Genomic DNA, 26238 nt, shown 5'->3' on the forward strand with positions numbered 1-26238 from the left:
AATAGCCTTAAATATAGCTAGGTTAGATACAACTTCTACCTCTTCTATGGCTGGACGTATTAAACAGATGGCTTGGGACCATACTTACCTTGAAAAGTTACTTTTTTATATGCTCTAGCCCTGGCAATTTTTAGCTGCTAACGGCTTTTTAATATAATATAAAATAAATGATAACTATTTATAGTTGCCGTGAGGTAAGTAACCTCTCTTTTGGTAACAAAGGAGAGGTTAGGAATAAAAATTAAAGGCGCTTTTAAAATAAGTTTTTATTGTTAGCTAAGTTAGCGCACAAAAGAAATATCTCTAAGCACTGTTATAGGCTCGCCGGCAGCGTCATAAGTATCAAATTCTTCTGTTACAATTTCTCCGCTTTCATCAATTTCAGTAAGAATACGATTCATATACCCTAAAATAAACTTGTGTTCGGCACCGCGAGAGATTAGTGTTACTATTTGGTTATCTAGCTCCCAATCAAAGGAATCGGCATCTTCACCAATTCTAATCCACTCTACAGTATTGGGCTCAAACCTTAGCTCTTGGGTTGGTATTCCTAAGGCATTTCGGGTATTACTAAAAAAAGTGCTGCCGGCTAAATTTAGGGAATAAAGTTCCTCTTCACCATCCATACGGCAAGCCAATAAAGCTAAGCTAACCAATACGATTAAACCATAAAATTTTTTGTTTCTCATACAATCTCCTGTGTTTATTGTTTTGGTACATATTAAAATTTTGTGTACTTAAGTTAGTATAGGCCGGAACTTTAGAGTTTGTCAAGTGTTATAATACGAAAATTGCATTTGTAATATATTTTAGGGTAAAATTGACGGTAGGTGATGATAGTTTTAGAGTAGTATTATTCCTTATATTAAAACCCAATATTTACTGTATAAAAAGGGCTTGATAGCTTAAGGGTAATTATTATATAGTAAAAACCGAAGGAGAGTATTTGTGTTGTTCTTTTTAAAAAATATGACCTTGCAAAGTCCAAACAGAGCAACATAGCTAAAATAAGAAACCATCTTTATAGTTTTTTTCTTTGGTTATCTTAGCGGAGGCGGCGGCCTCAATTTTAACGGGCTTATCCATTTTAGCTGTGGCGCTCCAATCAAGCGGTTCTTTACCTATTTTAGTTAAAAATTGGTTAGCTTTGTTAAAGCAGCCGTTGCGTAAAAAACTAGTACCGGCTAACGGAGATGGGTGTGTTGCCGTAAAGATACTATGGCTAGGGTTGGTAACTAAAGCCGCTTTAGCCTTAGCGTAGTTGCCCCATAAAAAATAAAAAATATTATCGTTGTTTTGGTTAAGGTAGCTAATTAAATTATCGCTAAATTGTTGCCAACCCAAGCCGCTATGGCTGGCGGCTTTACCGGCCTGTACCGTTAATACGCTGTTAAGCATAAGCAGGCCCTGCTGAGCCCAGCCTTCAAGGTTACCGGTTCGTTCTACGGTATAACCTTCCAGCTTAAGTTCATCGTAAACATTTTTAAGCGAAGGTGGCGGCACGCCGTTATCGACGCTAAAGGCAAGGCCGGTAGCTACACCGGTGTGGTAAGGGTCTTGCCCCAATAACAAACCTTTTACTTGCTGGTAAGGGGTTAAATTAAAGGCTTTAAAAATATCGGTTTTAGCAGGGTAGCACCGGCTGTTGTTATAAGCCTCTTTTACTTTATTAAAAAGTAAGGTAAAGTAGGGTTTACTAAGTTCGTCTTCAAAAAAGGGCAGCCAGCCGGCCTCAATTTTATTTTCTGTAAAGTCTTCTAGGTTTTTAATAGTCATTTTATTTTTTAATTAACCGGCAGTTAATTTTCCTTTATATTCAAGGCCGGCATAACGGCAAAAGCTATGTATTTTGGCACTATCTTGGTTATTAGTGGTATAAAGCCCGGCGAGTTTTGTGCTGGGGCCGGTCATAGGCAGCTTAAGCTGGCGGGCCAGTTCTTCCTTAACTTCGTTAAGGCTATCAATAAGTTTAATATCGGGCAATAACTGCTCAAATTCCTCTTTTAAAAATAAAAAATGAGTGCAGCCCAGTATAAGGCTATCGATATTTTTAGTTAAAAAATGCTGGGCATAATCGGCAGCGGCGGCTAAGCGTTCTTGCTTAGTGGCTTGCCATAATTTGTTTTCTACAAATTCTACCAGCTGCGGAGCCGCTAATAAGCTAAAGCTGGCTTGTTTAAAAGTGGTTATATCGTTTAATAGTACAGGGTTGTTAATGGTAGCTTGCGTAGCTAACAGGCCAATTTGTTTGTTTATACTTTGTCTTAGAGCGACCGCTAAGGGTGGTCTTGTACCGATAACCGGTATGGCTAGCTGCTGAGCAATTTGTTCTTTAGCCGTTAAGGTAGCGGTATTACAGGCAATAACTATGGCTTTGGGTTTAAAGGTTTTAAGCAGGTCAATTAAATTTAAAAGTAATTCGGTAAGTTGCTGCGGACTTTTAGTACCATAAGGAAAGCCGGCGCTATCGGCCACATAAATAAATTTTTCGTTATAAAAGCTTTGTAAGTAATTAAGATAGCTTATACCACCTAAGCCAGAATCGAAAACCACAATAGGGGCATTATTGACCATAACCGTTAGTATAGCAAAAGAGGTGGTAATTAACAAGCACGGGAAGAAGTGCAAACTGGGCAAATTTATTAATAATAAAAATAGGGCTTAAAGTTACCTAAAAAGATAACTTTAAGCCCTAAACCTAGCGGTACTTAATTCCTATTAAAGCTAACTAAGATGCTTTAAAAGTTACTAAGGCCTGCGGTAACATAGCGCTGGCTATACCGGTTTTGTGTATTAATTTTTTGGCATTGCCAAATAGATACACGCCTTTGCTTGAGCTAAGCTCAATCGGCCCGGCTTCATCGGCATTAAGCTGCGGGGTAATTATTACCCTATTGCCTCTAACTTCGCCCATACCGTCCCAACGCCTTACGATTTTACCTTCGCCATCATCTTCTAATACCTCGTAACGTAACTCACCGTTTTGCTCTATGTCATCATCGGCGTAATCAAGGTAGATGTTTGTGCCATCATGCGATAGCTCGGGTATAATAGGCCACTCTACAGGCGGCACACCGCGCGGTTTGTCGGTATAATAATAAAAAGCCGAATCTAACAGGTACTCAGCGTTAGCATCGTAAGTTTTTAACTCGGTAAATTCCTTTAAAATAACGTTAAAAGTTATAGCTAGCTGTTGTTGAGCATTACCAAGCTCTACTACATCGCCGGCAAGGTTAGGAAATACCTCGTAAAAACAAATTACATCGTTAGGGTCGGTACTTGGGGCCCCATTAACACTGCGCACCATCTTTAAAGCACCGCTGCGGCCTTGCTTTAGGCTATCAAAAAGCTTGCTGGCGCCTACTTCTTGGCCGTTATCCAATATTTTAAAGTTAGGGTCTACTAAAGCACGCAAAGACCTTTTAGGGCTGGCTAAGGTCATATTAATGGTCATAGCTAGGGCTGTTATTACTTGGTCTTGCGGGCCTGTACCTTTTTGGGCGCTCAAAATATCTACTGTAGTTGCCTCTTGCGATACAGTAATGTTGTCCATTACGCAGCCCAATAAAACGCCGTTAAAATAGGCCCAGCCGTGCATAATGGGGTTGTCGGTTAAAGCCTTTACGCCTGCTGCCGATGTTCCATAGTTAGTGTTTGTCATGATTTTTCTCCTTTTTTTGACAATTTAAATTTGCATATTGATAGTAAAAGTAACAAAACCTACAGGCAAGGTAGGAAAATCTACCAGCTGTATCTGATTTTTAAAGGCTGTTCTGCCTTCGATAACAATATTAATATTTTTGATATTAAATTGTATATCCATTATTTCTTGACCAATTTGTATCACCTCCTCATCGTTTTGGCCATAAATTAATACCGTTAAGGTGCCTGTTTCAAAGCGGGCGCTATTGCCGTTTGGGCTGGTAAAGGTAGTATCTAACTGTACTACTACCAGCGGCTCTGTTAATTTTTGCATAGGCCTCGCTACACTTACCTTATAGGGTATTTTTTGGGCTATATATTCAGCTATTTTATATCTTACCACTTTTTAACTCCTTGTTACTAAAAGCCCTTAACTGCGGCCTTTGTGCTTATATAAATCGGGGCTTGAAAAACTCACTTAAATAATTTTTTTAAAAAAAAGTGTGGCTAGGTTTATAGCTCTCAAGCAAGATTAAGCCTTTGTTTATTCCTTCTGCCTTTTTAGGATTACTGTTGTTTTTTAAAAAGGTAGTTTCGGCCAGCTTTACTCCTTGCGCTCCTAGCCCGGCAAAAACTACAGCTTGATAGTACATAAAGGCTTGTAACCTAATATCCTCCGCTTTGCTTGCCTGATATTTAGCCACAAAGCTTTGCATATCTATTTGTTGCTCCAGCTGCTTAATATCGGTTAGCGTTATTTTGCCGTCTAACGCTAACCAAATTTGGGCCAGAGCTAAGCTTTTTTTTGGTTAAGTACCTGCTCTTTATAATAGTTAGCAAAATCGAGCACCTGCGAGGTAGTAAGCTGGTTTAAAACATCTTCCGGGATATTCCAAACTTTACCGATAAACTCCAGCACACCATCAATACTGGTATTACTTTGCAGTTTTTCTAACTCTTTAGATGGCAAATCTTTACCGTGATAAACTACCCCGTTTAACTTAACATCTAAATCAATCTCTTTGGTTTTAATTTCTAACATTTTTATCTCCTTTTAAAATGTATTTATTTAATCATCTGCTTCTATAATGGCTTTAAGGCGGGCAAGTTCATCGTTAATTATGGTGTTACCCCCTCTTAACAAGCCGGGCTCAACTTTACGGCTTAATTGCTCGTAACTGGTTGCTGCTTCGGCTTTTAAATCTTTTAATTGCCATTTTTGGCCGTCAAAGTAGCTTTTTTTATAATTGTTTAAAGCCATGTAAGGCGGCTTAAGTAGGGTAATCCCACCGCCATATTGCTGCACAAAGCCGGCTAAATATTGATTAGCAGCGGCATAATAATAGCCATTATTGTCGTAATAATATAAAATTGTTTCCATTTACACCCACCTTATTTCTACATAACAAGCGCTATCGGCCCTGCCGGCTACACCTACGGCAGACCAACTTGCGGGCATAAAGCTAGCCGTCATATTACCGCCTTTACCCCCTTTACCGCCTCTTCCTCCGGCACCGCCATTGCCGCCTCTGGGACCGCTACCACCACTTCCCGTTTGCCCACCGCCCCCTCCTCCACCGGCACCGCCTCCACCGCCGCCTATACCACCAAAGCCGCTAACAGCACCGGTTTGCATAGCAAAATTACTATTAGTAAGCTCGTAATTAAAAGCCGACGGCATACCTGTTGTGCCTCTGCCGCCGCCGGCGCCACCACCACCGCCTCCGGCACCGGCACGGCTAAACGAACCGGTTGAACCTCTTTCACCGTCCCGGCCATTGGCCCCCGGCCCGCCGCCGATGCCACCGCCTCCGCCATCACCACCGCTGCCAATGCCACTAGCACCGGCACCATTAAGGCCGTTAGCACCGCTGGCACCGTTACCGCCGGCTACGCCATGCCTTCTGGCCTCTCCACGCAAAGTAATAGCGCTGTTATTATTAATGTTAAGTATCAAGGGAGAACGGTATTGCCTGTTAATTAGGGCAAGCTCGTTAGCGTTTAAGTTTAAGCCTATCCCATCGTTACCATGTTCGCCGGCCCCACCGCCGCTACCACCGCTACCGCCAGACCTGCTACCTCCGTTGCCCCAATTACCGCTTGTGCCGGCAGCATTACCTGCACCACCGGCACCGCCCATGCCGCCGCCGGCCGCATTACTGCCCCAGCCGCCCGTGCCGCCTCTCGCTGCTATTTGTTCCGCAGCAATACCTAAATTGCGGTTAGGCTGGCTTGGGTAAGCTGTATAAGTGCGGCCATCGTATACCGTTACCCGCACCATGCAGGCTACCCAAGCCTCGTTAAAGGTAAAGCTTTGCACACCTTCTAGGGAAAAACTGGCGTAGTTGGGTAAATCTTCCCAGCGTTCGGTTACTTTTTTGTTACAATCGCTTACATTCAGTACGCTGCCTAAACCGAAATACTCTACTTCTAACCCTTTATTTACATAGCTTTCATGTATTACTACAAAACCTTCCAGCGGGCCTTCGTATATCACCATAAAGGTATCTAGCACTAAATAATCTAGGCTATGCACCTCTTTAAATTGGATAGGCAAGCCCGGTATCCTTAACGTTATGTAATCTATCAGCTGCTTAGCCGGTTTTTCAAAGCAAAAGAAGCCGGTATACCCTGTAGTTTCTTGATGATAAGCGTAAGCAATATGCTGCTCTACCAACAGTTTAGGCAGCCACCTTTTACGGCGTAAGCTTAAACGGGCGTTTATCCATTCGCGGCGTTTATTGTTAGGCAGTACAATACCTTGCTCATTGACAACCACAAAGTTTTTTAAAAAGTTATAACTAAAAGGCCGGCCATTTTTGGCACCCAAGTGGTTAAGTAAATACCTTCTTTTAGCTAAATCGTATTGTATATTTTTAGTTGTTATCGCTATACGGTTAGTACTAGGCAAAATAGCTATGTTATTTAATTTTTTAGCTGTAATAATTTTGGCCTCATTATGGTCATAATCTACCTTCATAATACGGCCAACATTGGCAGCAGCTACCTGTATAAGGCCCTGCCCGGGGTTTAGCCGGTACAGTTTATACTCGTGCTCGTTGGGTTCCTCCTCTTCGTTCTCGATGGCATTAAGTAAAACTTCTTCATTAGTAGTAGCTTGCACCGTTACGCTATTAATTTGGGTGGGCACAAACTCTAAAAAGTGGCCCCAAACATCTAGTAACCGTTCGGTAATTACAAACTCTTCTATTTTATTCATTTACACCCACCTTATTTCTACATAACAAGCGCTATCGGCCTTGCCGGGTACGTTGGTTACCACCCAGCCCGGCGGTATAAGGCTGTTAGTTTTAGCCCCACCGGTCCCGCCGTTACCACCGCTACCGCCTTGCCCGCCATTACCACCTCTGGCACCGCGCTCAGCGCCACCGGCGTTACCACCGCCTCCCCCGCCGCCGCCGCCTCCTCCGGCACCGGCAAGACCACCAAAACCGCCGATAGCGCCCGTTTGTAAGATTAGGCCGGTATTACCGTTGCGTAAGCTATAATTAAAGGCACTGGGCATACCGCGAAGACCTTTACCACCAGCTCCGCCATTACCGCCTGAGCCGCCGTTTCTGCCACCACCGGGGCCATGACCGGCAGAACCATTTAATCCTGCATTACCAACTATACCTGCGTTACGGGCAAAACCGTGTACCGTAATGGCACTATCGTTATGGTTGTTCATAATCATCGGGCTGTGGTATTGTTTGTTAATTAAAGCTAACTCGTTGACGGTATTGTTTTGGCCGGGGCCTAAATCGCCGTCGGCTCCCCGCACCCCGGCAGCTCCGCCGGGAGCGCCTGTACCGCCGCCGCCGCCATTTGCGAACAATCCAAGCCCATAACTTTGACCACTCCCGCCACCACCGTTATGGCCATTATTCCCGTTACTATTAGGTAATTGGCCGCCTAAGCCGCCGGCACCGCCATGCCCGCCGCTAGCATTACCGGGGTTGCCGGTAAAACCCCTGGCCGCTATTTGCTCCTCTGCAATACCCAAATTGCGGTTAGGCTGGCTTGGGTAAGCTGTATAAGTGCGGCCATCATACACCGTTAGGCGTACCATGCAGGCCACCCAAGGTTCATTAAAGGTAAAGTTTTGCACACCTTCTAAGGTAAAGCCGGCGTAGTTGGGTAAATCTTCCCAACTATCGGCTACCTTTTTGTTGCAATCGCTTACATTAAGCACGCTGCCTAAGCCAAAGTATTCTACCTCCAGCCCTTTATTTGCATAGCTTTCGTGTATTACTATAAAACCTTCCAGCGGGCCTTCGTAAATAACCATAAAGGTATCAAGCTCTATTAACGCTAAGCTGTGCACCTCTTTAAATTGAATAGGCGAGCCCGGTATCCTTAACGCTATGTAATCTATCAGCTGTTTAGCGGGTTTTTCAAAGCAAAAAAAGCCGATATACCCCGTCATTTGCTGATGGTAAGCGTAAGCAATATGCTGTTCTATCAATATCCTCGGCAGCCATCTTTTACGGCGTAAGCTTAAGCGGGCATTAACCCACTCGCGGCGTTTATCGTTAGGCAGCACAATACCTTGTTCGTTGGTAACCACAAAGTTTTTTAAAAAGTTATAACTAAAGGGCCGGCCGGCTTTCTCGCCAAAGCGGGTAGGGATATAGTCTTTGGCGGCTATATCGTACTGGATATTTTTAGCGGTTATCCCAATACGATTAACGCTAGGCAAAATAGTTATGGCATTTAATTTTTTGGCGGTAATAACCTCCGCCCCGTCATGCTCATAATCTACCCTAATAATACGGCCAATATGGGTAACGGCTACCCTAAGTAAACCTGCGCCGGGGTTTAGCCGGTACAGTTTATACTCGTGCTCGTTAAGCTCGGCCTCTTCGTCCTTGATGGCGGTAAGCAGGCTTATGCGCCCTAATGAAGGGTCTTGCACCGTTACACGGTTAATTTTAGTGGGCACAAACTCTAAAAAGTGGCCCCATACATCTAATAATCTTTCGGTAATAACAAATTCTTCTCTTTTATTCATTTTTACACCTGCTGCGTCATAATTCTATTAACAAGCTGCGCCTGCTTGCCAAGGTCTTTTATAAGGGATACGGCATCGCTGGTTTTACCAAATTTTATGTTGGTAGTAAGGTTTTGGCCATTAACGTTATACAAAACCTCTTGGGCCGATACCTCTACATCTCTAAAAAAGTTGTTAATACCATTTACATGGTCTAGCACCACACTGCCGCCGTTAGGTAAAACCAGCCTTAAGCTATTAATTAGCTCATCGCTCTTAATATCTATCTCGCGCAATAAGGGGCTAGCCGCTAAAGCCCGGCCATCATTTAATAATTGGTTTTTAGTATCTTTAGGAAAGGTATGTAACTTATCATTAATATAAACCTCTACCGGGCTATCGTTGTACAGCATAACCCGCAAATGCTGTAAGTTAAACTCACTTACGCCATTTACCTCAACGCCGGCGTTGTTCTCTAAAGCTGTAAAGCGGTAAGCTTTGGTAGCAAGGGCATAAAGGGTTGTTTCATCGCTAACCTCTATGACTTCCGGGTTAAAACTAAAATCTTTTATGTCTTTACAGGCTCTAATAATAAATTTTTCGTTATGGGTTTTTTGACTAATAACGTAGTTGGTAAGCTCTATATATTTAAGTTTAGTAAAGCTTAAGCTGCCTTTATAAATAGCCTCCGGTACCAAAAAAAATTCGGCCATTTCTTTAATGCTTTGGCGGTTATGTACATAAAAAGGTACTTTTATTTCTTTATATTGCCGGCCATAAATTACTATACTGGTGGCATCTTTAGCAATAGCGTCATCGCCATAATCACGAATTCCGCCGCTGCCGCTGCCGGCAATTAAAACTTTTACCTCATTGCGTACGCTCTTTTTATCTTGCTCTAAACTTAAATTATGGTAGTCATGGTCTTCGCTCAGCCTAATTTTACGGCTGCTTTGCGGGGCTATAAAGTAGAGCAAGCCCATGTTATCTATACCATAAAAAGCCCCACCGGCCAGCTCGGCTAAGGTAGCCAAAGCCTCGCCTAAAGTTACATCGTCGGTTCTAAATTCGGGCAATAAGCGATTACCGCATAAAAAGCCGTCTTCGTTAATGCCGTTAAGTAAGCCCTCATAGTGGCCTACGTCAAATTTACTTAAAGCCTCTAAAGTTAATTCTTTGGCTATGCCATGTATGGTATTTGGCCCGCGCGGTAAATCGTGCAGCTTTATATCGTACAAAGTGTTTAAAAAGTTACTGCCTTTAATAATGCGGTTACCGTCTAGGGTATCCATACTTTCTATTACGCCATAACCTAACCATTGCGCATTAACTGTAATGCTTATTAAGCTGCCGATACTACCAATAAAGTTGGTATTGTTACTAATACTTAGCTGAAAACTGCTTAAGCCGCCCTCGCGCCTAACCACAATCTCTGCCGTTAATAACGGTTCTACGGCGCTGCTGATAGAAAAAACACTGCGTCCGCGCGTATTAATAATCATAAACTCGATGGCGCTTTCATTAAAGCTGGCCATTTCGGGTATAATAAAACTTTTGTCCATATCGGGGTTGTCGTCTGCAAAGATTTCTTTGCTATTATTTGCTCCTACTAACATTTAAATTGCCGTCCTTTTGTATAATCTGGCTACAAGGTCAAAGCTTTGTTCAGCTATTACCCGTAAGCTATAGCGGCCATCGTTGCTGGCACGTAAGTTAAAGAAGGCGGTATTGGGCCGTATATCGGTATTGGCCGCCTCCTCTACATCGGTGTTGCTAATACCATAAGAAACTTTTCCCTCTAAGGTATCTACAACTAAAACATCGTAATCGGTTCCTAATACTGCCCGCTCATTATTATTTACCTTGCGGCTTTCTATAGTAAGCACCTCGCCGGTAGATTTATCTAAGGTGTTATCCCATAAGACAATAGTTACGCCCTCACATTCTTCTTCAAAAGTAAGCATTAAACGATAAGGGGTATCAATGTAAGAGCCACCTAAAAGGCTACTAGGTACATCAAAGGTGGTTACCCTATCTGGAAAGTTATTTAAGGTAACGGGGTGATTGGCGGTAAAAAACGGTTCCAATAGCTCTAAACTAACCGTTAAAGTACCCACTTTTTTGTAACTGCCCGGCTGCCAAGTAATGCTATATTCGGTGAGCGCTACAGGGGTTTTACTATTAACCTCATCAGACTGTAAATATTTAGCATTATTAAAAACATAACTCAAAAGCTCGGTATCGCTTTTTAAAGTTATAGGTATAGATAAAGCTAAATTCGTGCTGGCGGCCCGCGAAGGGAAAGGCGCTATAGCCCCTGCCAAACTGGTTTTTTGGATAATAGTCGTTTCTAGCGGGAAACTATTTTCGGTAATGGTATACCCATCTTTGAGTAATTCATCAAGGTTAAACACCTCATTGTTTTTGGTAATAATACTATACATTAAATTAACTCCGTTGTAAGCCTTTGTTTAAAGTACTGGTAATATTCTTCTGGGGTATTACTTGTACCATAAAAATTAAAGGTAAAGTTTTGATTGCGGTTTGCTAGGTTATCTAACAAATTATTGGTTTGGTCGGCGGTTTTTACAGCGCTGCCTCTAGGTAAATTAACGAGTTCGGCTCCTTTTTCACCGACAAGAGCCAACCCGCCGGTGTGAAAGTTGGTACCATTAGCGTAAGCAGGCACAAATTGCTGGCCACTAATAGCCGCCACCTGAGCCGCCGTTACCCCAGCCACGACGGCGCTTTGAGCTGCTGCTAAAGCAGCGCCAACCAAAGGAATAGAGGATAAGCTAGCCCATGCCCCCATTATGGCGCGGCCGCCGGCCATAATGGCTTGTACGATATTGAATTTTTTTTCGCTTTCAAAGGCTTTTTTGGCTTGTTCATTTTTTTCGGCGCGCTGCTGTTCTTCAAGTTCCGCTAAAGCGGCGGCCTTTTCTTCTTCTAAGGCTTCTTGTTCGTCCTCTATTTCTTGCATTCTCTCTAAATACTCAAGCTCGCTGATAACGCCGTTTTCGTAATCTTCTGCCAGTAACGCCTGCTTTTCGGCAAATTTACTCTTTTCACCGGCTAAAACATAATCCCAATGAGCATCAAACTCTTCGCGCTGCTTTGTATGCGCCGCCGTTAAATCTTTAGTTGACCTACCAAAAAAACTGCCTAATACTTCTGTGGCCCCTTTAACTAAATTAGCTGCATTATCGCCAATACCGCTAAAAACACCTTTAATGTTGTTGCCAATATCTTGCCAGCTGCCGCCAATTTTAGAGGTAAAACCGTTAAAGACCCCTTGTAAATTTCCTAGTATACTTTGCGCCCCAGCTAAGCCTTCGCTAAAGATACCTTTAACGCTGCTGCCAAGCTTACTAAGGTTCCCTAAAGTACCGTTTAGCAGCCCCTGTCCAAAATCTTTAGCGTCATCTACAAGGTTGTGGAAACCGTTTTGCATATCGGTAAAAATAGTTCTGGCACTATCGCCTAAACTATTTACCTTAGCTAGCACATCGGTTACTAACTCTTGCCCAAAATCTTTAGCGTCATCTACAAGGTTATGAAAGCCGTTTTGCATATCGGTAAAAATAGTTCTGGCACTATCGCCTAAACTATTTACCTTAGCTAGTACATCGGTTACTAACTCTTGGCCAAAATCTTTAGCGTCATCTACAAGGTTATGAAAGCCGTTTTGCATATCGGTAAAAATAGTTCTGGCACTGTCGCCTAAGCTATTTACCTTAGCTAGCACATCGGTTACTAACTCTTGGCCAAAATTTTTGGCATCATTTACTAAGTTGTTAAAGTCGTTTTCTATCTCTGCAAAAGTAGCTTTAACATCGTTACCAAAGGCCTCTAAATTATTAAAGGCTTCGGTTAATAATTCTTCGCCAAAATTTTTAGCTTCGCTGGCTAAATTTTTAAGGCCTACAGTTACCTCATTTAAGCTAAAGCTTTTCTCCATTAAGCTTTTTACTTGGTCGTTAATGACTGTTTTAGAGTGCTCTAAAACGTTGTTTACATTTAGTACTTCTTTAACAAGGTTAGAGGCCTGTGCTTGAGCCTTTTTTGCCTCGTTACCTAATTGGGTTATTGCATTAATAACCGGTTTTATTTCTGTAATTTCAGGTACATTGGTACTTGTTTGCATGTATCCCTCCCTCTGCGCTATAAAAAATCGGGCTGCTAACATTCCACTTAACTATTTTTTTAAAAAAGTTTCTAAAAAAATTCCAGCAAGAATTATCAGCAATTATGAGGGTGTTAGATAGCGCCTTAACTTGTTGATTTTAAAAAAGTAAAACAAAATTCTCCTTGACATCACGTAGGGTTAATGTATAATTGTAGTAACTAACTAAAGAAAATAGGAAGATTAACATAATGAAAGAAACAATCAATATCCAGCTCGATTCAGCATTACCGGAAAGGCCTGTTTTTGAGGCCGGCTTTCGTCGCGCTCCTAAACGCGAAGCGGTACTTTCCCACGAAGATAAGGTAACCGCCATTAAAAATGCTTTGCGTTATATACCGAAGGAGCACCACGAGGCGATGGCTAAAGAATTTGCCACCGAGTTAGAAGAGCACGGGCGCATTTACGGCTACCGCTTTCGGCCCGCCGGTAAGCTTTACGGCAAACCTATCAACGAATATAAGGGTAACTGTGTTGAAGGTAAGGCCTTTCAGGTGATGATTGATAATAACCTTGATTTTGAGGTGGCGCTTTATCCTTACGAGTTAGTAACTTATGGCGAAACAGGCCAAGTTTTTCAAAACTGGATGCAGTATTGCCTTACTAAAAAATATCTTGAAGTTCTTACCGATGAACAAACTTTGGTGCTTATGTCGGGCCACCCGCTTGGCCTCTTTCGTTCACACAAATTGGCGCCGCGCGTTATCGTTAGCAATGGGCTAATGATAGGTCAGTACGATAATCAGCAGGCCTTTAACCGTGCAGCGGCCATCGGGGTAACCAACTACGGCCAAATGACCGCCGGTGGGTGGATGTACATCGGCCCGCAAGGAATTGTTCACGGCACTTTTAACACACTTTTAAATGCCGGGCGCCTTTTTCTTGGCCTTTCTAAAGAGCAGGATTTAGCCGGTAAACTCTTTGTAACCTCTGGGCTTGGCGGTATGAGCGGAGCACAGGGCAAGGCCGCCGAGATTGCCGGCGCCGTTTCGCTTATTGCCGAAGTGGATATTTCGCGTATTAATACTCGCCATTCACAAGGCTGGGTCAGTAAACAAACCGGCTCGTTGGAAGAGGCGGTGCGCTGGGCAAAGGAAAAATTGGTGGCCAAAGAGCCTTGTGCCATAGCTTATCACGGCAATATCATCGATTTGCTGGAATATTTAATTGAGCAAAAGGTGCCAATCGATTTACTTTCCGACCAAACCTCCTGCCATGTGCCTTACGATGGCGGTTATTGTCCGCAGGGTATAAGCTTTGAAGAACGTACGGTTATGCTTAAAGATAATCCGGCCCATTTCCGTCAGTTAGTAGATAAATCTTTAAGACACCACTACGAGCTTATCGTTAAGCTGCACCAAAATGGTGTTTATTTCTTTGATTACGGCAACGCCTTTTTAAAGGCTGTTTACGATGCCGGTGTAAAGAGCGTCTGTAAAAATGGCAGCGATGAAGTTGACGGCTTTATCTTCCCCTCGTATGTGGAGGATATACTTGGCCCTCACCTCTTCGATTACGGTTACGGCCCCTTCCGCTGGTGCTGCCTCTCTGGGAAGCAGGAAGACCTTGACGCTACCGACAAGGCGGCGATGGAGTGCATAGACCCTACCCGCCGCTACCAAGATCGCGACAACTATGTTTGGGTGCGTGATGCTAAAAAGAACAAGCTGGTGGTGGGCACCAAGTGCCGCATACTTTACCAAGACGCAGAGGGCCGCACCAAGATTGCCCTTAAACTTAATGAGATGGTGCGTAACGGTGAGGTTGGCCCCATTATGCTTGGCCGCGACCACCATGACACCGGCGGCACCGATTCGCCGTTCCGTGAAACCTCTAACATCAAAGACGGCTCCAACATTACCGCCGATATGGCCACCCACTGTTATGCCGGCAATGCGGCGCGCGGCATGAGCCTTATCGCCCTGCACAACGGCGGTGGGGTAGGTATTGGTAAATCTATTAATGGCGGTTTTGGTATGGTTTTAGATGGCAGTGAACGTGTGGATACTATTTTAAATATGGCTATGCCTTGGGACGTTATGGTGGGGGTTTCGCGCCGCGCTTGGGCCACTAATGACCATGCGATAGAAACCGTTAAGTTATATAATATGAACAATACCGGGACCGACCATATTACCCTACCGGCTGTGGCTGAAGATGAGCTGGTGCGTGCGGTTTTAAAAATGTAGGAAAGTACAACCACGAGGCTCAAAAGAAAAATTTGTTTTTCATGTGTTTCGTGGTCAGTTTTTAAAAAAAATTTTTGATTTCTGTGGAAATCTATTAAAGTTTTTTGATAACTTCTAGATTTAATCCTGTTATGGCAGCAATAACTTCCAGCTCAAAGCCTTTATTTAGCATGTTGCGGGCTGTTTGCTCTATACCCTTTTCCATACCTTTTTCTATACCCTTCTCCATACCTTCTTCAAACCACACCTCCTGAGCCTCTTCTAAACTCCATTCTTTTGTCAACATATTTTTTACCTCCTCTAGGTGTTTATCTAAAAATTCTTTTAATATATCGTGCTTTAGGCAATAATCTGCCGCTAGCTCAGCGGCCTTTTCTAAGCTAAATCCTTCATCTATATATTTTTGCACCTTATAAATAAAAGCGCTATAACCAAATAAACTTTGTGATTGCTTGATGAATTTATCATTTTGTCCGTAGTTAATATTAATTACTTCTACCTCTAATTCTAGTAAGATTGCCTCAGTTAAAGGTGTGCCGGCAAAACTCTCTGATAATTTAAGAGTATGCTTAGGGGTAATGGCTCTTTCCCGTTGTATAGTACATAAAATTGTGGTCTTGGCAATGTTACTAAATTGCGTTTATACAGAGCTTTGCCGGGTATTATTTTTTCATAAAGTCTAGCAATATACATAAGTAAGCGTAAAGGCATATTTAAATTAATAGTTGATTGATGCTCAATAAGTACAATTACCTTACCATCAACCATAAATGAAATATCGTTTACCCTATCCATGTAAAAAACATCTTCTAAAGTATTAATAACTAAGGGAGTATCGTTGGTGATTTTAATATCGGTTAAAGCAAAATAGAGCTCACGAAGCCTATCTTCATTACTAAAAAAGAAGGTAAACAAACTGTTTTTAAACTGTACAGACATAATCAAAAGTATAAAGCTATTTACCTGCTTTGTCAAAGGTATTATTTAATTAAAGCAGTCCATTTTAAACAACCCCCTTTTAATAAGGGGGTTGTTTATTTATTTACAATATCAACGCCGCGATAGAGCCAAAAATCATAATCGGAAAGTTAAAATGAATAAAGGTAGGCACACAGGTATCATAAATATGGTCGTGCTGGCCATCGGCGTTAAGACCGGCTGTAGGCCCTAAGGTAGAGTCGGAAGCTGGGGTACCGGCATCACCGGTAACACCGGCCGAAATAACTAGGGCGGCAATCGCTACAGGGCTAAAACCCATACCGGCCATAATAGGCACAAAAATAGCTGCGATAATAGGAATGGTACCAAAGGAGGTGCCAATACCCATAGTAATAAGCAAGCCGATAAGCTGTAAAGCAATAACTAAGCCAACCCGGTTGTTGCCTACAATCGACTGCGACCACTCAACTAACGTGCTTACCCCTCCGGTAGCGCGAATAACGGCCCCAAAGCCACCGGCAGCCAGCATAATAAAGGCGATAAAACCCATTAACTGGATACCACCCTTTAAGGTTTCGTCAAAATCTTTGTATCTAATGGTACCAAAGCCCACCATAATAATAACACCAATAGCCGCACCCAACGGTAACGCCCATGAGCCGCCAAAAATAATTTGTACCACAAAAGCCGTTAAAGCACCAATTAAGGCGCCCCAGTGTTTACGGGTAAACCCTTGAGTAGCCGCTTCATCTACCTCTTTAAGGCCTACTAAGGGGCGATCTTCGTAGATACGTTCTTTGCGGTAGGTAAAAAATACGGCAATAAATAAACCAATAAGCATACCGATTGTCGGTAAAAGCGCGGCTGTAGGTAATACTCTAATGTCGATATGCACGCCGTTTTCTATTAAGTTGGTAGCAACAATGTTATGAAAAATTAAGCCAAAGCCGGCAGGAATTAACATATACGGGGCTTTAAGACCAAAAGTAAGGGCGGTGGCCACACCGCGCCTATCAATTTTCATGCGGTTCATCATAGCCAAGAGCGGCGGAATAAGAATAGGAATAAAGGCGATGTGAATAGGAATAACATTTTGTGAAAGACACGCAATACCTGCTAAAACCAGCACAAAAATTTTCCCTGTTTTGCCAAAAACACGCTCTAGGCCGCGCGAAAATTTTGTAGCAAGGCCCGAGCCCGAAATACCATAAGCCAAAGCGCCCAGTAAAATATAAGAGAGCGCTACTTGGTTTTTAGTAGCCATACCGCCAATAAAGGTGGTCATAATGGCATTCATATCCATACCGGCGATTAACCCGCCAAGCACAGCCGAAACAATAATGGCGATGATAATGTTAAATTTTAACAAACAAAGCACAGTTAGAAAAATAACCGAAATTACTACCGGATTCATAAATATCCCTCCAAATAATTAATAATTAAAAACTAATAATTAAGAACTTTTAATTATTAATCTTTACTTCTTATTTTAGTTCCCCAATGGCTGCCTCAACGGCTTCTACTATTTTATTTGTGTCGATAAGGTCGGCAACCTTGTTAAAATCTAGATAAAGCTCGCGGTCATCGGTAACTTTAGTTACTACCGAGCGGATTATATCATAGGCTGCCTGTGTTCCTTTACCAAGTTTTTTACCTTGATATTTGTGGTTTAAATCGATAGCCTGTACGGAGGCAAATAGTTCGATAGCCAGCACCCTACTTACATTAAAGTAAATTTCACGAGCCTTTCTGGCCGCAATCGTACCCATACTTACATGGTCTTCCTGCCCGGCCGAAGAGGGGATAGAATCGACACTAGCAGGGTGGGCCAGCACCTTGTTTTCGGAGACTAAAGCCGCTGCTGAGTATTGAGCAATCATAAAGCCCGAATTAAGACCGCCTTTTTCGGTAAGAAAGGCCGGTAAACCACCGGATAAAGCCGGATTTACCAGCCGCTCAATGCGCCGTTCCGAGATATTGGCCATCTCTGAAAGAGCAATTCCTAAAAAATCGAAGCTTAAGGCCATCGGCTGGCCATGAAAATTACCGCCGGAAATCGCTAAATCTTTATCGGCTAAAATAATCGGGTTATCGGTAACCGAGTTCATCTCGATGGCTACTTTTTCAGCTACATATCTTAAAGCGTCTTTACTGGCTCCATGTACTTGCGGCACACAGCGCAGGCTATAGGCGTCTTGCACCCTAATTTCGCCGGTTTTGGTTATGCGCTGGCTACCCTCTACCAAACGTAACATATTGGCCGCCGTATCCATTTGGCCTTGATGGGGCCTAATTTGGTGAATATCGGGGATAAAAGCATCGGTTAAACCATTTACCGCCTCTAGGGTAAGAGCGGCGGCGATGTCGCATAATTTTAAGAGGTTAAGACCATCATAAAGGGTCAGCGAGCCAATACCGGTCATCGCTTGCGTGCCGTTGATAAGACCAAGCCCTTCCTTCGAGGTTAAGGTGATGGTTTTAATACCGGCCAGCTGCATAGCTTTTGCGCCCGGCATAAGCTCGCCTTTGTAATAAGCTTCGCCCAAGCCAAGCAGCGGCAAAACTACATGCGATAACGGCGCTAAATCGCCCGAAGCGCCTAACGAGCCTTTTTCGGGCACAGCGGGAATAACTTCGGCATTAAGCATATCCACAAAGCCCTGAATAGTTTCGAGGCGAACTCCCGAAAATCCTTGCGTTAAGGCATTAATCCGCAGTAACATAAGCGCTCTTACGCTCTCGGCCGGTAGATGTTTACCTATGCCGCAGGCATGGCTAACAATTAAATTTCGCTGGAGAAGTTCGGTTTGGTCTTTTGATATACTTACTTTGCTAAATTCTCCAAAGCCGGTAGTAATACCATAAACGGTACGGCCCTCATCTACAAGGCGGTCAACATATTCCCGCGATTTATTAATAGCTGCCTTTGCGCCCTCGCTTAACTGCACTTTATGGTTTTGCCGCGCTACGGCAGCAACATCTTTTAGTTTTAAACTTTTTCCATCAATAACAACGCTATTCATTTCCTCTCCCCATTAATTATTATTTTAAATTACAATTCCCTATCTGTCAACAAAAAAAGGTAGCTATTCATTTATAGATATTTAACAATAAAAAAACCTTGACATAGGTAGATTTATGTGATAAAGTGGCTAATAGTTATAGCTTTATTTATAGGTTGACGCTCGGCTTAAAGTGCTAATCTATCGATATTTAAGGTATGAACAAAAGAGGTGAAAAAATTATGGATTGGAAGCTTATCCCTAAGATAGAAAACGAACTGATAGAGCTTCGGGATAAAGAAGCCATTTTAAGATTCTTTGCCAATAATAATATTGTAACTAATGAAGACAAGATGGAGAGTTTAAGGTTAGCTATGGGTGTTAAGACATCGGAGGTGTATTACGATTCTGATGATTCTGATCCTTACAGCGATGCTAAGTTAGAATTTGAATTAGCTATATTTTTGGGTAAAACTTGGCGCAGGCTTAAAAAAGGGATCTAGTTAAAAACTTATGAATAAAATATATATCGATTCGTTACGCACTAAAGTGAACAACGCTATTAGTATTCATGATAATTATGGCTTTAATAGTGAAGAAAGTAAGGCCGCTCGGAGTGAGGTAATAGCCGAATTTAATAATGTCTTTGGTACTTATTTAAATGACGCCATATTATTAAGTTACAAACACAGTTTAGAGCAGTTAATCTCGGATATGACTGATAGTCTTGCTTTAATAAATTACGAATATATTAATAATGTTGATGTAGCTGTGAGGGCCACCATAAGACCTATAGGTATTAATAAATATCATATAATTGTTAATGGAACGTTAAGCAAAGTTGAAAGACGTGTTGCTGTGGCCCACGAACTCGGCCATCTCTTAATTAGTGTGCTTAACGGTGAGATTTACAATAATATTATACGTACATTCCCTAAAAATAGAGAGTATGTTGCCTCTTTTTTAGGGCTTATCATGATAATGAAACAGAGTATCTTTTACCAAGATGGTATAGAAGAGTTTATTATTGATGATAATGAGAAGTTACTAAGACTTTCTGAATTAATTTTTCTAAAATACAATAATTAGCAGTAATCCAATATTTTTAAATAAATAATTATCTATTGATTTAAAACCATTGACAAGCAAAGAAAGATAGAGCATAATGGCATTTATGATAGCAAATGCCAAAAAAGAATACCCGGCGACCAGAGTTATGTCGGGATTTATGGAGCTACTTCCAGAGGAACAGCTAGAATTTGATAAGATTAAAGCCACCATTTTGGCAACTTACCAATCTTTTGGCTTTACGGCTCTAGATACCCCAGCTATGGAGCGTATGGAGATACTGCGCGCCAAAGATGTGGGTGAAACCGCTACTCAAATTTATGAAATAGAGCCGCGCGGCGAACAAACCGAAAGTAAAAGCGGCCTGCGTTTCGACCTAACGGTGCCGCTGGCCAGATATGTGGCCGAGCACTTCAACGAGCTTAGTTTTCCTTTTCGGCGCTGCCATATAGCCAAAGTTTACCGCGGCGAGCGAGCGCAAAAGGGGCGTTTTCGAGAGTTTTACCAGTGCGATGTTGATGTGATAGGCCACAACAGTCTCTCCATTCGTTACGATGCCGAAATTCCCAGTATAATTTATCAATTATTTAAAAAACTTAATTTTGGTAAATTTACCATTCGTGTAAATAACCGCAAGTTATTAAATGGTTTAATAGAAGCGCTGGATTGTGCGCCTTTGGCCGACAAAATTTTGGCGGTAATAGACAGGATAGAGAAAATTTCGCCCGAAAAATTTGTAGAACAGCTTAAAGAGCTTAGCCTTGATGGTGATAAGGTAGCTTTACTACAAAAATTTTTTGAAACTAAAGAAAGTAATGCCGCTACATTACAGCACTTGAGCGATTTTGGTATAAATAATGAAAGTTACCTAGCCGGCCTTAACGAGCTGGAGACGGTAGTGGCCTTTATGCAGGCCTTAAATGTAGACGACAGCTACTACAAGATAGACCCGGTAATTGTACGCGGCCTTAGTTATTACACCGGCACTGTTTACGAGACCATTTTAGACGACTACCCGTCCATCGGTTCGGTATGTTCCGGCGGACGTTACGAAAATCTTGCCGAAAATTATACAAAGGAAAAGCTGCCCGGTGTGGGTATTTCCATCGGCCTTACGCGGCTCTTTTACCAGCTAAGAGAGATAGGCTTAATAGATTGCCGCCAAAAAACCAGTGCCGATATAGTTATTGTTCCTATGGCAGATAATAATATTCCTGCGGCGCTAACTATTAGTGAGCAGCTACGCAAGGCCGGCTTTAAGGTTGATGTCTTACTAGAGGCGCAAAGCCTTAAAAAGAAGTTTGCCTATGTAAGCCGCAAAGATACACCCTTTACTATCGTTATTGGTGATGAGGAAGAGAAGACGGGTTCGGCCATGCTGCAATGGAAGACTGGTAGTGGTATTGAAAAAGAGCTAATTAAACAGAGTGAACTGGTGGAGAAACTTAAAGCCCTATAAATCCCCTTCGCCGGCGGAGGGGATTTATAGACACTTCTTTAAAACAAGCCGGTAATCTTCCCCGCATTATCCACATCAATCTTTTCGGCAGCAGGAAGTGCAGGTAAACCGGGCATAGTCATAATATCACCGGTCATCACCACAATAAAGCCGGCTCCGGCCGAAACTTTAATGTTTTTTACCATCAGTGTAAAGCCGGTAGGGGCGCCTAGCAATACCGGGTTATCTGAAAAGCTGTACTGGGTTTTAGCCATACAGATAGGCACTTTATCTAGCCCCAGCTTCTCCAGCTGCTCAATCTGCTTTTTAGCAGCCGGCAAAATATCAACGCCATCGGCCCTGTAAATCTTTTTGGCGATAGCCTCAATCTTTTCCTTAATAGAAAGTTTTACATCGTAAAGGTATTCAAAGTTGTTAGGCTCTTCACAAAGACGTACCACCTCTTCGGCTAGTTTTGCACCGCCTTCACCGCCCTTAGCCCATACCTCAGAGAGGGCTACATTAACACCCAGCTCACGGCACTCTTTCTCCACTAAATCTAGCTCGGCTTTGGTATCTTTAGGAAAGGCATTAATAGCCACTACCGCCGGCAACTTAAAGACTTTAGTAATATTTTCTATATGTCGTAACAAGTTAGGCATACCGGCCTTAAGAGCCGTTAGGTTTTCTTTGTCCAGCTCGGCTTTAGCTACACCACCGTGCGATTTTAAAGCCCGAACGGTAGCCACTACCACAACAGCGTTAGGCTTAAGGCCGGCAAAGCGGCATTTAATATCTAAAAACTTTTCCGCCCCCAAATCGGCGCCAAAGCCTGCTTCGGTAACCACATAATCGGCGCATTTTAAAGCCAGTTGAGTGGCCATAATAGAGTTACAGCCATGCGCAATATTAGCAAAAGGCCCGCCGTGAATAAAAGCCGGTGTGCCTTCAAGGGTTTGCACCAAATTGGGCTTAAGGGCATCTTTTAAGAGAGCGGCCATCGCACCGGCGGCCTTTAATTGACCGGCAGTAATAGGTTCTTCGCTATAACTATACCCAATAATAATTTTGGCTAGCCTTGCTTTCATGTCATCAATATCTGAAGAGAGACAAAGAATGGCCATCACCTCGGAGGCTACCGTAATATCAAAGCCGTCCTCACGCGGCGAACCATTAGCCTTGCCGCCCAGTCCATCTACAACAAAACGCAGCTGCCGGTCGTTCATATCGATACAACGTTTCCAAGTTATCCGGCGCGGGTCAATATTTAATTTGTTGCCCTGCTGAATGTGGTTATCAATGAGAGCCGCCAGTAAATTGTTGGCCGCACCTATAGCGTGAAAATCGCCGGTGAAATGTAAATTTATATCTTCCATCGGGATAACTTGCGCCCAGCCACCACCGGCTGCACCGCCCTTTACCCCAAAGACCGGCCCAAGTGAGGGTTCGCGCAGAGCAACCATCGCCTTTTTTCCGATATGGCATAGGCCATCGGCAAGGCCAACGGTGGTGGTGGTTTTACCTTCACCCGCCGGGGTAGGATTAATGGCCGTTACCAAAATAAGTTTACCATCTTTTTGGCTTTTATTTTTGCTTAAAAAATTGTAATCTATTTTAGCTTTATATTTGCCGTAATGCTCAATGTATTCATCGCTTATGCCGGCTTTCTTGGCTACTTCGCCTACAGGAAGGGCGTAAAGCGGGTAGACCGATTGGGCAATTTCAATATCTGTTCCTAAAAACTTAGCTTTTTTTTCCATAGTAAATTCCTATTATAAAGTTTTTAAAATAGTGTTATAAACACCATCGGCTAGCGGCAGCGCTTTAGTAATTATGGCCTCACCCTTTTGGCGATACCTTTCTACAAAGGCCGTATCGTTAATACCGGAGATATTAATAAGCACATTTAACCAAGCCCCTTGTACGGCAGCCTTGAGCGAAAGAGCAGCCACACCTAAATCGCTGGCGGCGCTGGTGTTGCTTTTCCCTACTGCCTGCGCCGTAAGTTCGAGAGCTGCTAGGGCTAGCTCCATCATCTTTAAAGGGGGTTCGGTACAACCCTTTAGGGCTACTTGCATAGCCTGCTTGCGGTCTGCCTTCTCCTCTTCGGTTTCTTTTGGCATAGCAAAGACAGCGCTAACAGCATTAAAACTTTGGGTATCTTCATCTATCACCGCTAAAAATTCCAACCGAAGTTGTTCAGCCTGCTGTAAGAGAGCCGCCATAAAAGCTTCGTGCTCGGCATATTTAGCCCGCCCAGCCGTAAGACAGCCCACCATATTGGTAAGCGAAATTCCCAGCGCTCCCATTAAAGCCGCCGCCGAGCCGCCGCCGGGCGCCGGCGCATCGGAAGCCAGCAGCTTGGTAAAATCTTTTATAGAATAATCAATGAGTAACATTTTATGCTCCTATGATAAAAGATGGTTTTCTAAAATTTGTTTGGTATAATCGAAGTTCTCAATTTTTAAATAATACTCCGCACAGTCAATCAAGGCCTTAGCGGGGGTAAGGCCGATAATTTCGCTACCGATAATCGGTACACCCCAACGCTCGGCTTCGGCGCGGATAACCTCGAAGACACGATAAAGCGGTGTTCCTTCGTAATTTACCATATTCATTGATACTTGGGCGATATTTCTATCCTCTAACATCACGCCAATGCCTTTACAATATTTAAAGCCGCCCGATGAACCGCGTACCACTTTAGCTATTTGGTTAGCAATATCAATGTTAGAAGTGCCCAAGTTCACATTAAAGGCCACCAATGGCATACGTGCGCCAATAGCGGTAATGCCGGCGGTGGGGTGCAATTTTCTTTCGCCAAAATCGGGCGCCCATTCGGCTTGTTGCAGCTTTTCGCTCATACCTTCAAATTGGCCTTTGCGAATGGCGGCTAAATTTCGTCTGCTCTCGCTGGTGCAGGAATCTTCGTATAAAAAACTTGGAATTTTAAGTTCATTCCAAATACGCTTGGCCACCTGTGTAGAAATTTCGACACATTCGGTTATGGTGCAATCTTTAACGGGGATAAAAGGAATAACATCGGTTGCGCCCATACGTGGGTGCTCGCCGCTATGTTTGGTCATATCTATCTTTTCGCCGGCAACTTTGCATAAAACAAAAGCGGCTTCCGCAATACCTTCGGGGCTGCCGACAAGGGTAAATACGCTGCGGTTGTGGCTGGTATCCGATGAATAATCCAGTAGGGTAACATCGGGCACACTTTTGGCCGCCTTTACCAGCTCCTCGATAACCGCACTGTTACGGCCTTCGCTAAAATTAGGAACACATTCAATAAGTTTTGCCATTTATAACTCCTTTAATGGGTAGCTTTATCGCTAACAACTTTACCATTTTTAATTACCGAGCGTACCAAATTGTTACCGTAACGGTAAAAAATGTAATCTAAATCTTCGGCCTGCCATAGGACTAAATCGGCCTGCTTGCCCACTTCTATGCTGCCGATTTGTTCGGCTAAACCAATAGCGGCGGCCCCATTTAAGGTAACTGCCGTTAGTACCTCTGCCGGGGTTAATTTATACTTTTGACAAGCAAGGTACATAGGCAGCTGTAAATTAAGATTGGGACTGGAGCCCGGGTTAAAATCGGTACAAACGGCTACGGCTACGCCGGTTTTTATCATATCGCGGGCACGGGCGTAGGGTTTATCAAGGTGAAAAGAGGTAGCCGGCAGCAGGCAAGCTATTACATTATGCTCGGCTAAGGCCTTAATACCCTCATCGCTGGCCTGAATGAGATGTTCGGCCGAAATACAGCCCGCAGCAGCGGCCATCTCCGCCCCACTAATGGGAGTTATCTCATCGGCATGAGCTTTAGGAATAAGACCAAAGTCGCGGGCTTTATTAAGAATGTAAAGAGATTCTTCGGGTGTGAAGACCGCCGTTTCACAAAAAATATCACAAAATTTTGCCAACTTTTCAGCTTTAACGGCCGGCAGCATTTCATCGCAAACCAGCTTAATGTAAGCCTCTCGGTTATCTTTATATTCGGGCGGAATAGCATGCGCCCCCATAAAAGTAGAGACCAGCCCAACTTCGCTATATTGAGCAAGTTTTTTTACCACCTGTAATTGCTTTAATTCGTTAGCTACATCAAGGCCATAACCGCTTTTGCATTCCACAGTAGTAGTGCCGTGCGCCAGCATTTCGTTAAGCAAGTTGAGCGCTTTTTTAACAAGTTCGTCTTCACTTGCGGTACGGGTTTGTTTAACGGTATCTAAAATACCACCGCCCGATTTTAATATATCAAGGTACGATTCTCCGGCCAATTTACGTGCCATTTCTTTATGCCGCCAGCCACCAAAGACTAAATGCGTGTGGGCATCTACTAAGCCGGGGGTAACTAGCTGCCCCTCACAATTAATAGTTTGCTTACCAACCAACGCAGTATTAGCTGGGCCTACATAAACAAATTTACCGCCATCTATACCAATAGAGGCATTTTCTATGAGGGTAATTTGCCCTTGTGCAGCGCCTTTTTGAGCGGCTTTACCATTTGGGGTGGCCAAAAGGCCAATATTTTGCAAGACTAAGTCCATAGTTATGCGCCTTCTTAATTACTGTGAGATTGCTCCGAGTAATACGGATATAGCTAATTATAACCCCGAAAAAGCCGGCTGTCAACAATTTTATTTTACCGGGAGTGTACAAACAGTGCCTAAAGAAAATCAATAAGAGAAAACTTAAATTCACGATAATATTTAGGATTAAGGTAAGGTCTTTCTTTAAAGAAATTATATTTGGCTTCCCCAAACTTGTTAT

Annotated in this window: 25 protein-coding genes; 4 read left to right on the forward strand and 21 right to left on the reverse strand. The window is 43.1% G+C overall.

What is annotated here, in order from left to right:
• Nucleotides 1-281: 281 nt before the first annotated feature.
• The 13 genes from FWE37_03010 to FWE37_03070 all read right to left on the reverse strand — a co-directional run bounded on the left by FWE37_03010 (nucleotide 282) and on the right by FWE37_03070 (nucleotide 12782).
• Nucleotides 282-689, reverse strand: a complete 408-nt coding sequence (locus FWE37_03010; protein MCL2519961.1) for a hypothetical protein — start codon at nucleotides 687-689, stop codon at nucleotides 282-284.
• A 313-nt stretch (nucleotides 690-1002) separates the two neighbouring features.
• The gene (locus FWE37_03015) at nucleotides 1003-1776 is read right to left on the reverse strand and encodes a uracil-DNA glycosylase (protein MCL2519962.1); all 774 of its coding nucleotides are present in this window, start codon (nucleotides 1774-1776) and stop codon (nucleotides 1003-1005) included.
• A 12-nt stretch (nucleotides 1777-1788) separates the two neighbouring features.
• Nucleotides 1789-2574: a glutamate racemase gene (murI, locus tag FWE37_03020; GenBank protein ID MCL2519963.1), complete on the reverse strand. Its 786-nt coding sequence runs from the start codon at nucleotides 2572-2574 to the stop codon at nucleotides 1789-1791.
• 154 nt (nucleotides 2575-2728) lie between these two features.
• Nucleotides 2729-3661 (reverse strand): hypothetical protein, encoded by a 933-nt coding sequence (locus FWE37_03025; GenBank protein ID MCL2519964.1) that lies wholly within the window; start codon nucleotides 3659-3661, stop codon nucleotides 2729-2731.
• 24 nt (nucleotides 3662-3685) lie between these two features.
• Nucleotides 3686-3976: a hypothetical protein gene (locus FWE37_03030; protein ID MCL2519965.1), complete on the reverse strand. Its 291-nt coding sequence runs from the start codon at nucleotides 3974-3976 to the stop codon at nucleotides 3686-3688.
• 157 nt (nucleotides 3977-4133) lie between these two features.
• A complete protein-coding gene (locus tag FWE37_03035) occupies nucleotides 4134-4358 on the reverse strand; it encodes a hypothetical protein (protein MCL2519966.1) in 225 nt (74 codons plus the stop codon).
• A 77-nt stretch (nucleotides 4359-4435) separates the two neighbouring features.
• Nucleotides 4436-4684: a hypothetical protein gene (locus tag FWE37_03040; GenBank protein ID MCL2519967.1), complete on the reverse strand. Its 249-nt coding sequence runs from the start codon at nucleotides 4682-4684 to the stop codon at nucleotides 4436-4438.
• Nucleotides 4685-4711: 27 nt separating this feature from the next.
• Entirely contained in the window at nucleotides 4712-5023 is a 312-nt protein-coding gene (locus FWE37_03045) for a hypothetical protein (protein ID MCL2519968.1), read from the reverse strand.
• Nucleotides 5024-6862 carry a hypothetical protein gene (locus FWE37_03050; protein MCL2519969.1) on the reverse strand — a complete coding sequence of 613 codons (1839 nt, stop codon included), beginning with the start codon at nucleotides 6860-6862 and terminating at the stop codon, nucleotides 5024-5026.
• Nucleotides 6863-8656 (reverse strand): hypothetical protein, encoded by a 1794-nt coding sequence (locus tag FWE37_03055; GenBank protein MCL2519970.1) that lies wholly within the window; start codon nucleotides 8654-8656, stop codon nucleotides 6863-6865.
• 2 nt (nucleotides 8657-8658) lie between these two features.
• Nucleotides 8659-10251 (reverse strand): hypothetical protein, encoded by a 1593-nt coding sequence (locus tag FWE37_03060; GenBank protein ID MCL2519971.1) that lies wholly within the window; start codon nucleotides 10249-10251, stop codon nucleotides 8659-8661.
• On the reverse strand, nucleotides 10252-11079 hold the full coding sequence (locus FWE37_03065) for a hypothetical protein (protein MCL2519972.1): 828 nt from the start codon (nucleotides 11077-11079) through the stop codon (nucleotides 10252-10254). It lies immediately after the preceding gene.
• Nucleotides 11079-12782: a hypothetical protein gene (locus FWE37_03070; GenBank protein MCL2519973.1), complete on the reverse strand. Its 1704-nt coding sequence runs from the start codon at nucleotides 12780-12782 to the stop codon at nucleotides 11079-11081. Before FWE37_03070 ends, FWE37_03065 begins: the two co-directional genes overlap by 1 nt.
• 230 nt (nucleotides 12783-13012) lie before the next feature.
• On the opposite strand from FWE37_03070, the gene FWE37_03075 reads away from it, so the two are divergent.
• On the forward strand, nucleotides 13013-15010 hold the full coding sequence (locus FWE37_03075; protein ID MCL2519974.1) for a urocanate hydratase: 1998 nt from the start codon (nucleotides 13013-13015) through the stop codon (nucleotides 15008-15010).
• Between the two features lie 94 nt (nucleotides 15011-15104).
• On the opposite strand, the gene FWE37_03080 is transcribed toward FWE37_03075, so the two are convergent.
• The 4 genes from FWE37_03080 to hutH all read right to left on the reverse strand — a co-directional run bounded on the left by FWE37_03080 (nucleotide 15105) and on the right by hutH (nucleotide 18972).
• Complete coding sequence (locus tag FWE37_03080) at nucleotides 15105-15419, reverse strand: hypothetical protein (GenBank protein ID MCL2519975.1); 315 nt, start codon at nucleotides 15417-15419, stop codon at nucleotides 15105-15107.
• A gap of 116 nt (nucleotides 15420-15535) precedes the next feature.
• Entirely contained in the window at nucleotides 15536-15949 is a 414-nt protein-coding gene (locus tag FWE37_03085) for an Rpn family recombination-promoting nuclease/putative transposase (GenBank protein ID MCL2519976.1), read from the reverse strand.
• 103 nt (nucleotides 15950-16052) lie between these two features.
• Nucleotides 16053-17363, reverse strand: coding sequence for a TRAP transporter large permease subunit (locus FWE37_03090; protein MCL2519977.1), 1311 nt, complete (start codon nucleotides 17361-17363; stop codon nucleotides 16053-16055).
• Between the two features lie 70 nt (nucleotides 17364-17433).
• The gene (gene hutH, locus FWE37_03095; protein ID MCL2519978.1) at nucleotides 17434-18972 is read right to left on the reverse strand and encodes a histidine ammonia-lyase; all 1539 of its coding nucleotides are present in this window, start codon (nucleotides 18970-18972) and stop codon (nucleotides 17434-17436) included.
• A gap of 197 nt (nucleotides 18973-19169) precedes the next feature.
• Between hutH and FWE37_03100 the strand changes: the two genes are divergently transcribed.
• The 3 genes from FWE37_03100 to hisS all read left to right on the forward strand — a co-directional run bounded on the left by FWE37_03100 (nucleotide 19170) and on the right by hisS (nucleotide 21478).
• A complete protein-coding gene (locus tag FWE37_03100; GenBank protein ID MCL2519979.1) occupies nucleotides 19170-19454 on the forward strand; it encodes a hypothetical protein in 285 nt (94 codons plus the stop codon).
• 10 nt (nucleotides 19455-19464) lie between these two features.
• On the forward strand, nucleotides 19465-20040 hold the full coding sequence (locus FWE37_03105) for an ImmA/IrrE family metallo-endopeptidase (protein MCL2519980.1): 576 nt from the start codon (nucleotides 19465-19467) through the stop codon (nucleotides 20038-20040).
• 85 nt (nucleotides 20041-20125) lie between these two features.
• Entirely contained in the window at nucleotides 20126-21478 is a 1353-nt protein-coding gene (gene hisS, locus FWE37_03110) for a histidine--tRNA ligase (GenBank protein MCL2519981.1), read from the forward strand.
• A 38-nt stretch (nucleotides 21479-21516) separates the two neighbouring features.
• Here the strand turns inward: hisS and FWE37_03115 are convergent, their stop codons facing one another.
• The 4 genes from FWE37_03115 to hutI are packed head-to-tail and all read right to left on the reverse strand — an operon-like array spanning nucleotide 21517 to nucleotide 26015.
• The gene (locus tag FWE37_03115) at nucleotides 21517-23217 is read right to left on the reverse strand and encodes a formate--tetrahydrofolate ligase (protein ID MCL2519982.1); all 1701 of its coding nucleotides are present in this window, start codon (nucleotides 23215-23217) and stop codon (nucleotides 21517-21519) included.
• A gap of 12 nt (nucleotides 23218-23229) precedes the next feature.
• Nucleotides 23230-23856, reverse strand: coding sequence for a cyclodeaminase/cyclohydrolase family protein (locus FWE37_03120; GenBank protein MCL2519983.1), 627 nt, complete (start codon nucleotides 23854-23856; stop codon nucleotides 23230-23232).
• A gap of 9 nt (nucleotides 23857-23865) precedes the next feature.
• Nucleotides 23866-24765 (reverse strand): glutamate formimidoyltransferase, encoded by a 900-nt coding sequence (gene ftcD, locus FWE37_03125; protein ID MCL2519984.1) that lies wholly within the window; start codon nucleotides 24763-24765, stop codon nucleotides 23866-23868.
• 11 nt (nucleotides 24766-24776) lie between these two features.
• The gene (gene hutI, locus FWE37_03130; GenBank protein ID MCL2519985.1) at nucleotides 24777-26015 is read right to left on the reverse strand and encodes an imidazolonepropionase; all 1239 of its coding nucleotides are present in this window, start codon (nucleotides 26013-26015) and stop codon (nucleotides 24777-24779) included.
• Nucleotides 26016-26238: the final 223 nt, after the last annotated feature.

Source organism: Spirochaetaceae bacterium (assembly GCA_009784515.1).
Lineage (GTDB): Bacteria > Spirochaetota > Spirochaetia > WRBN01 > WRBN01 > WRBN01.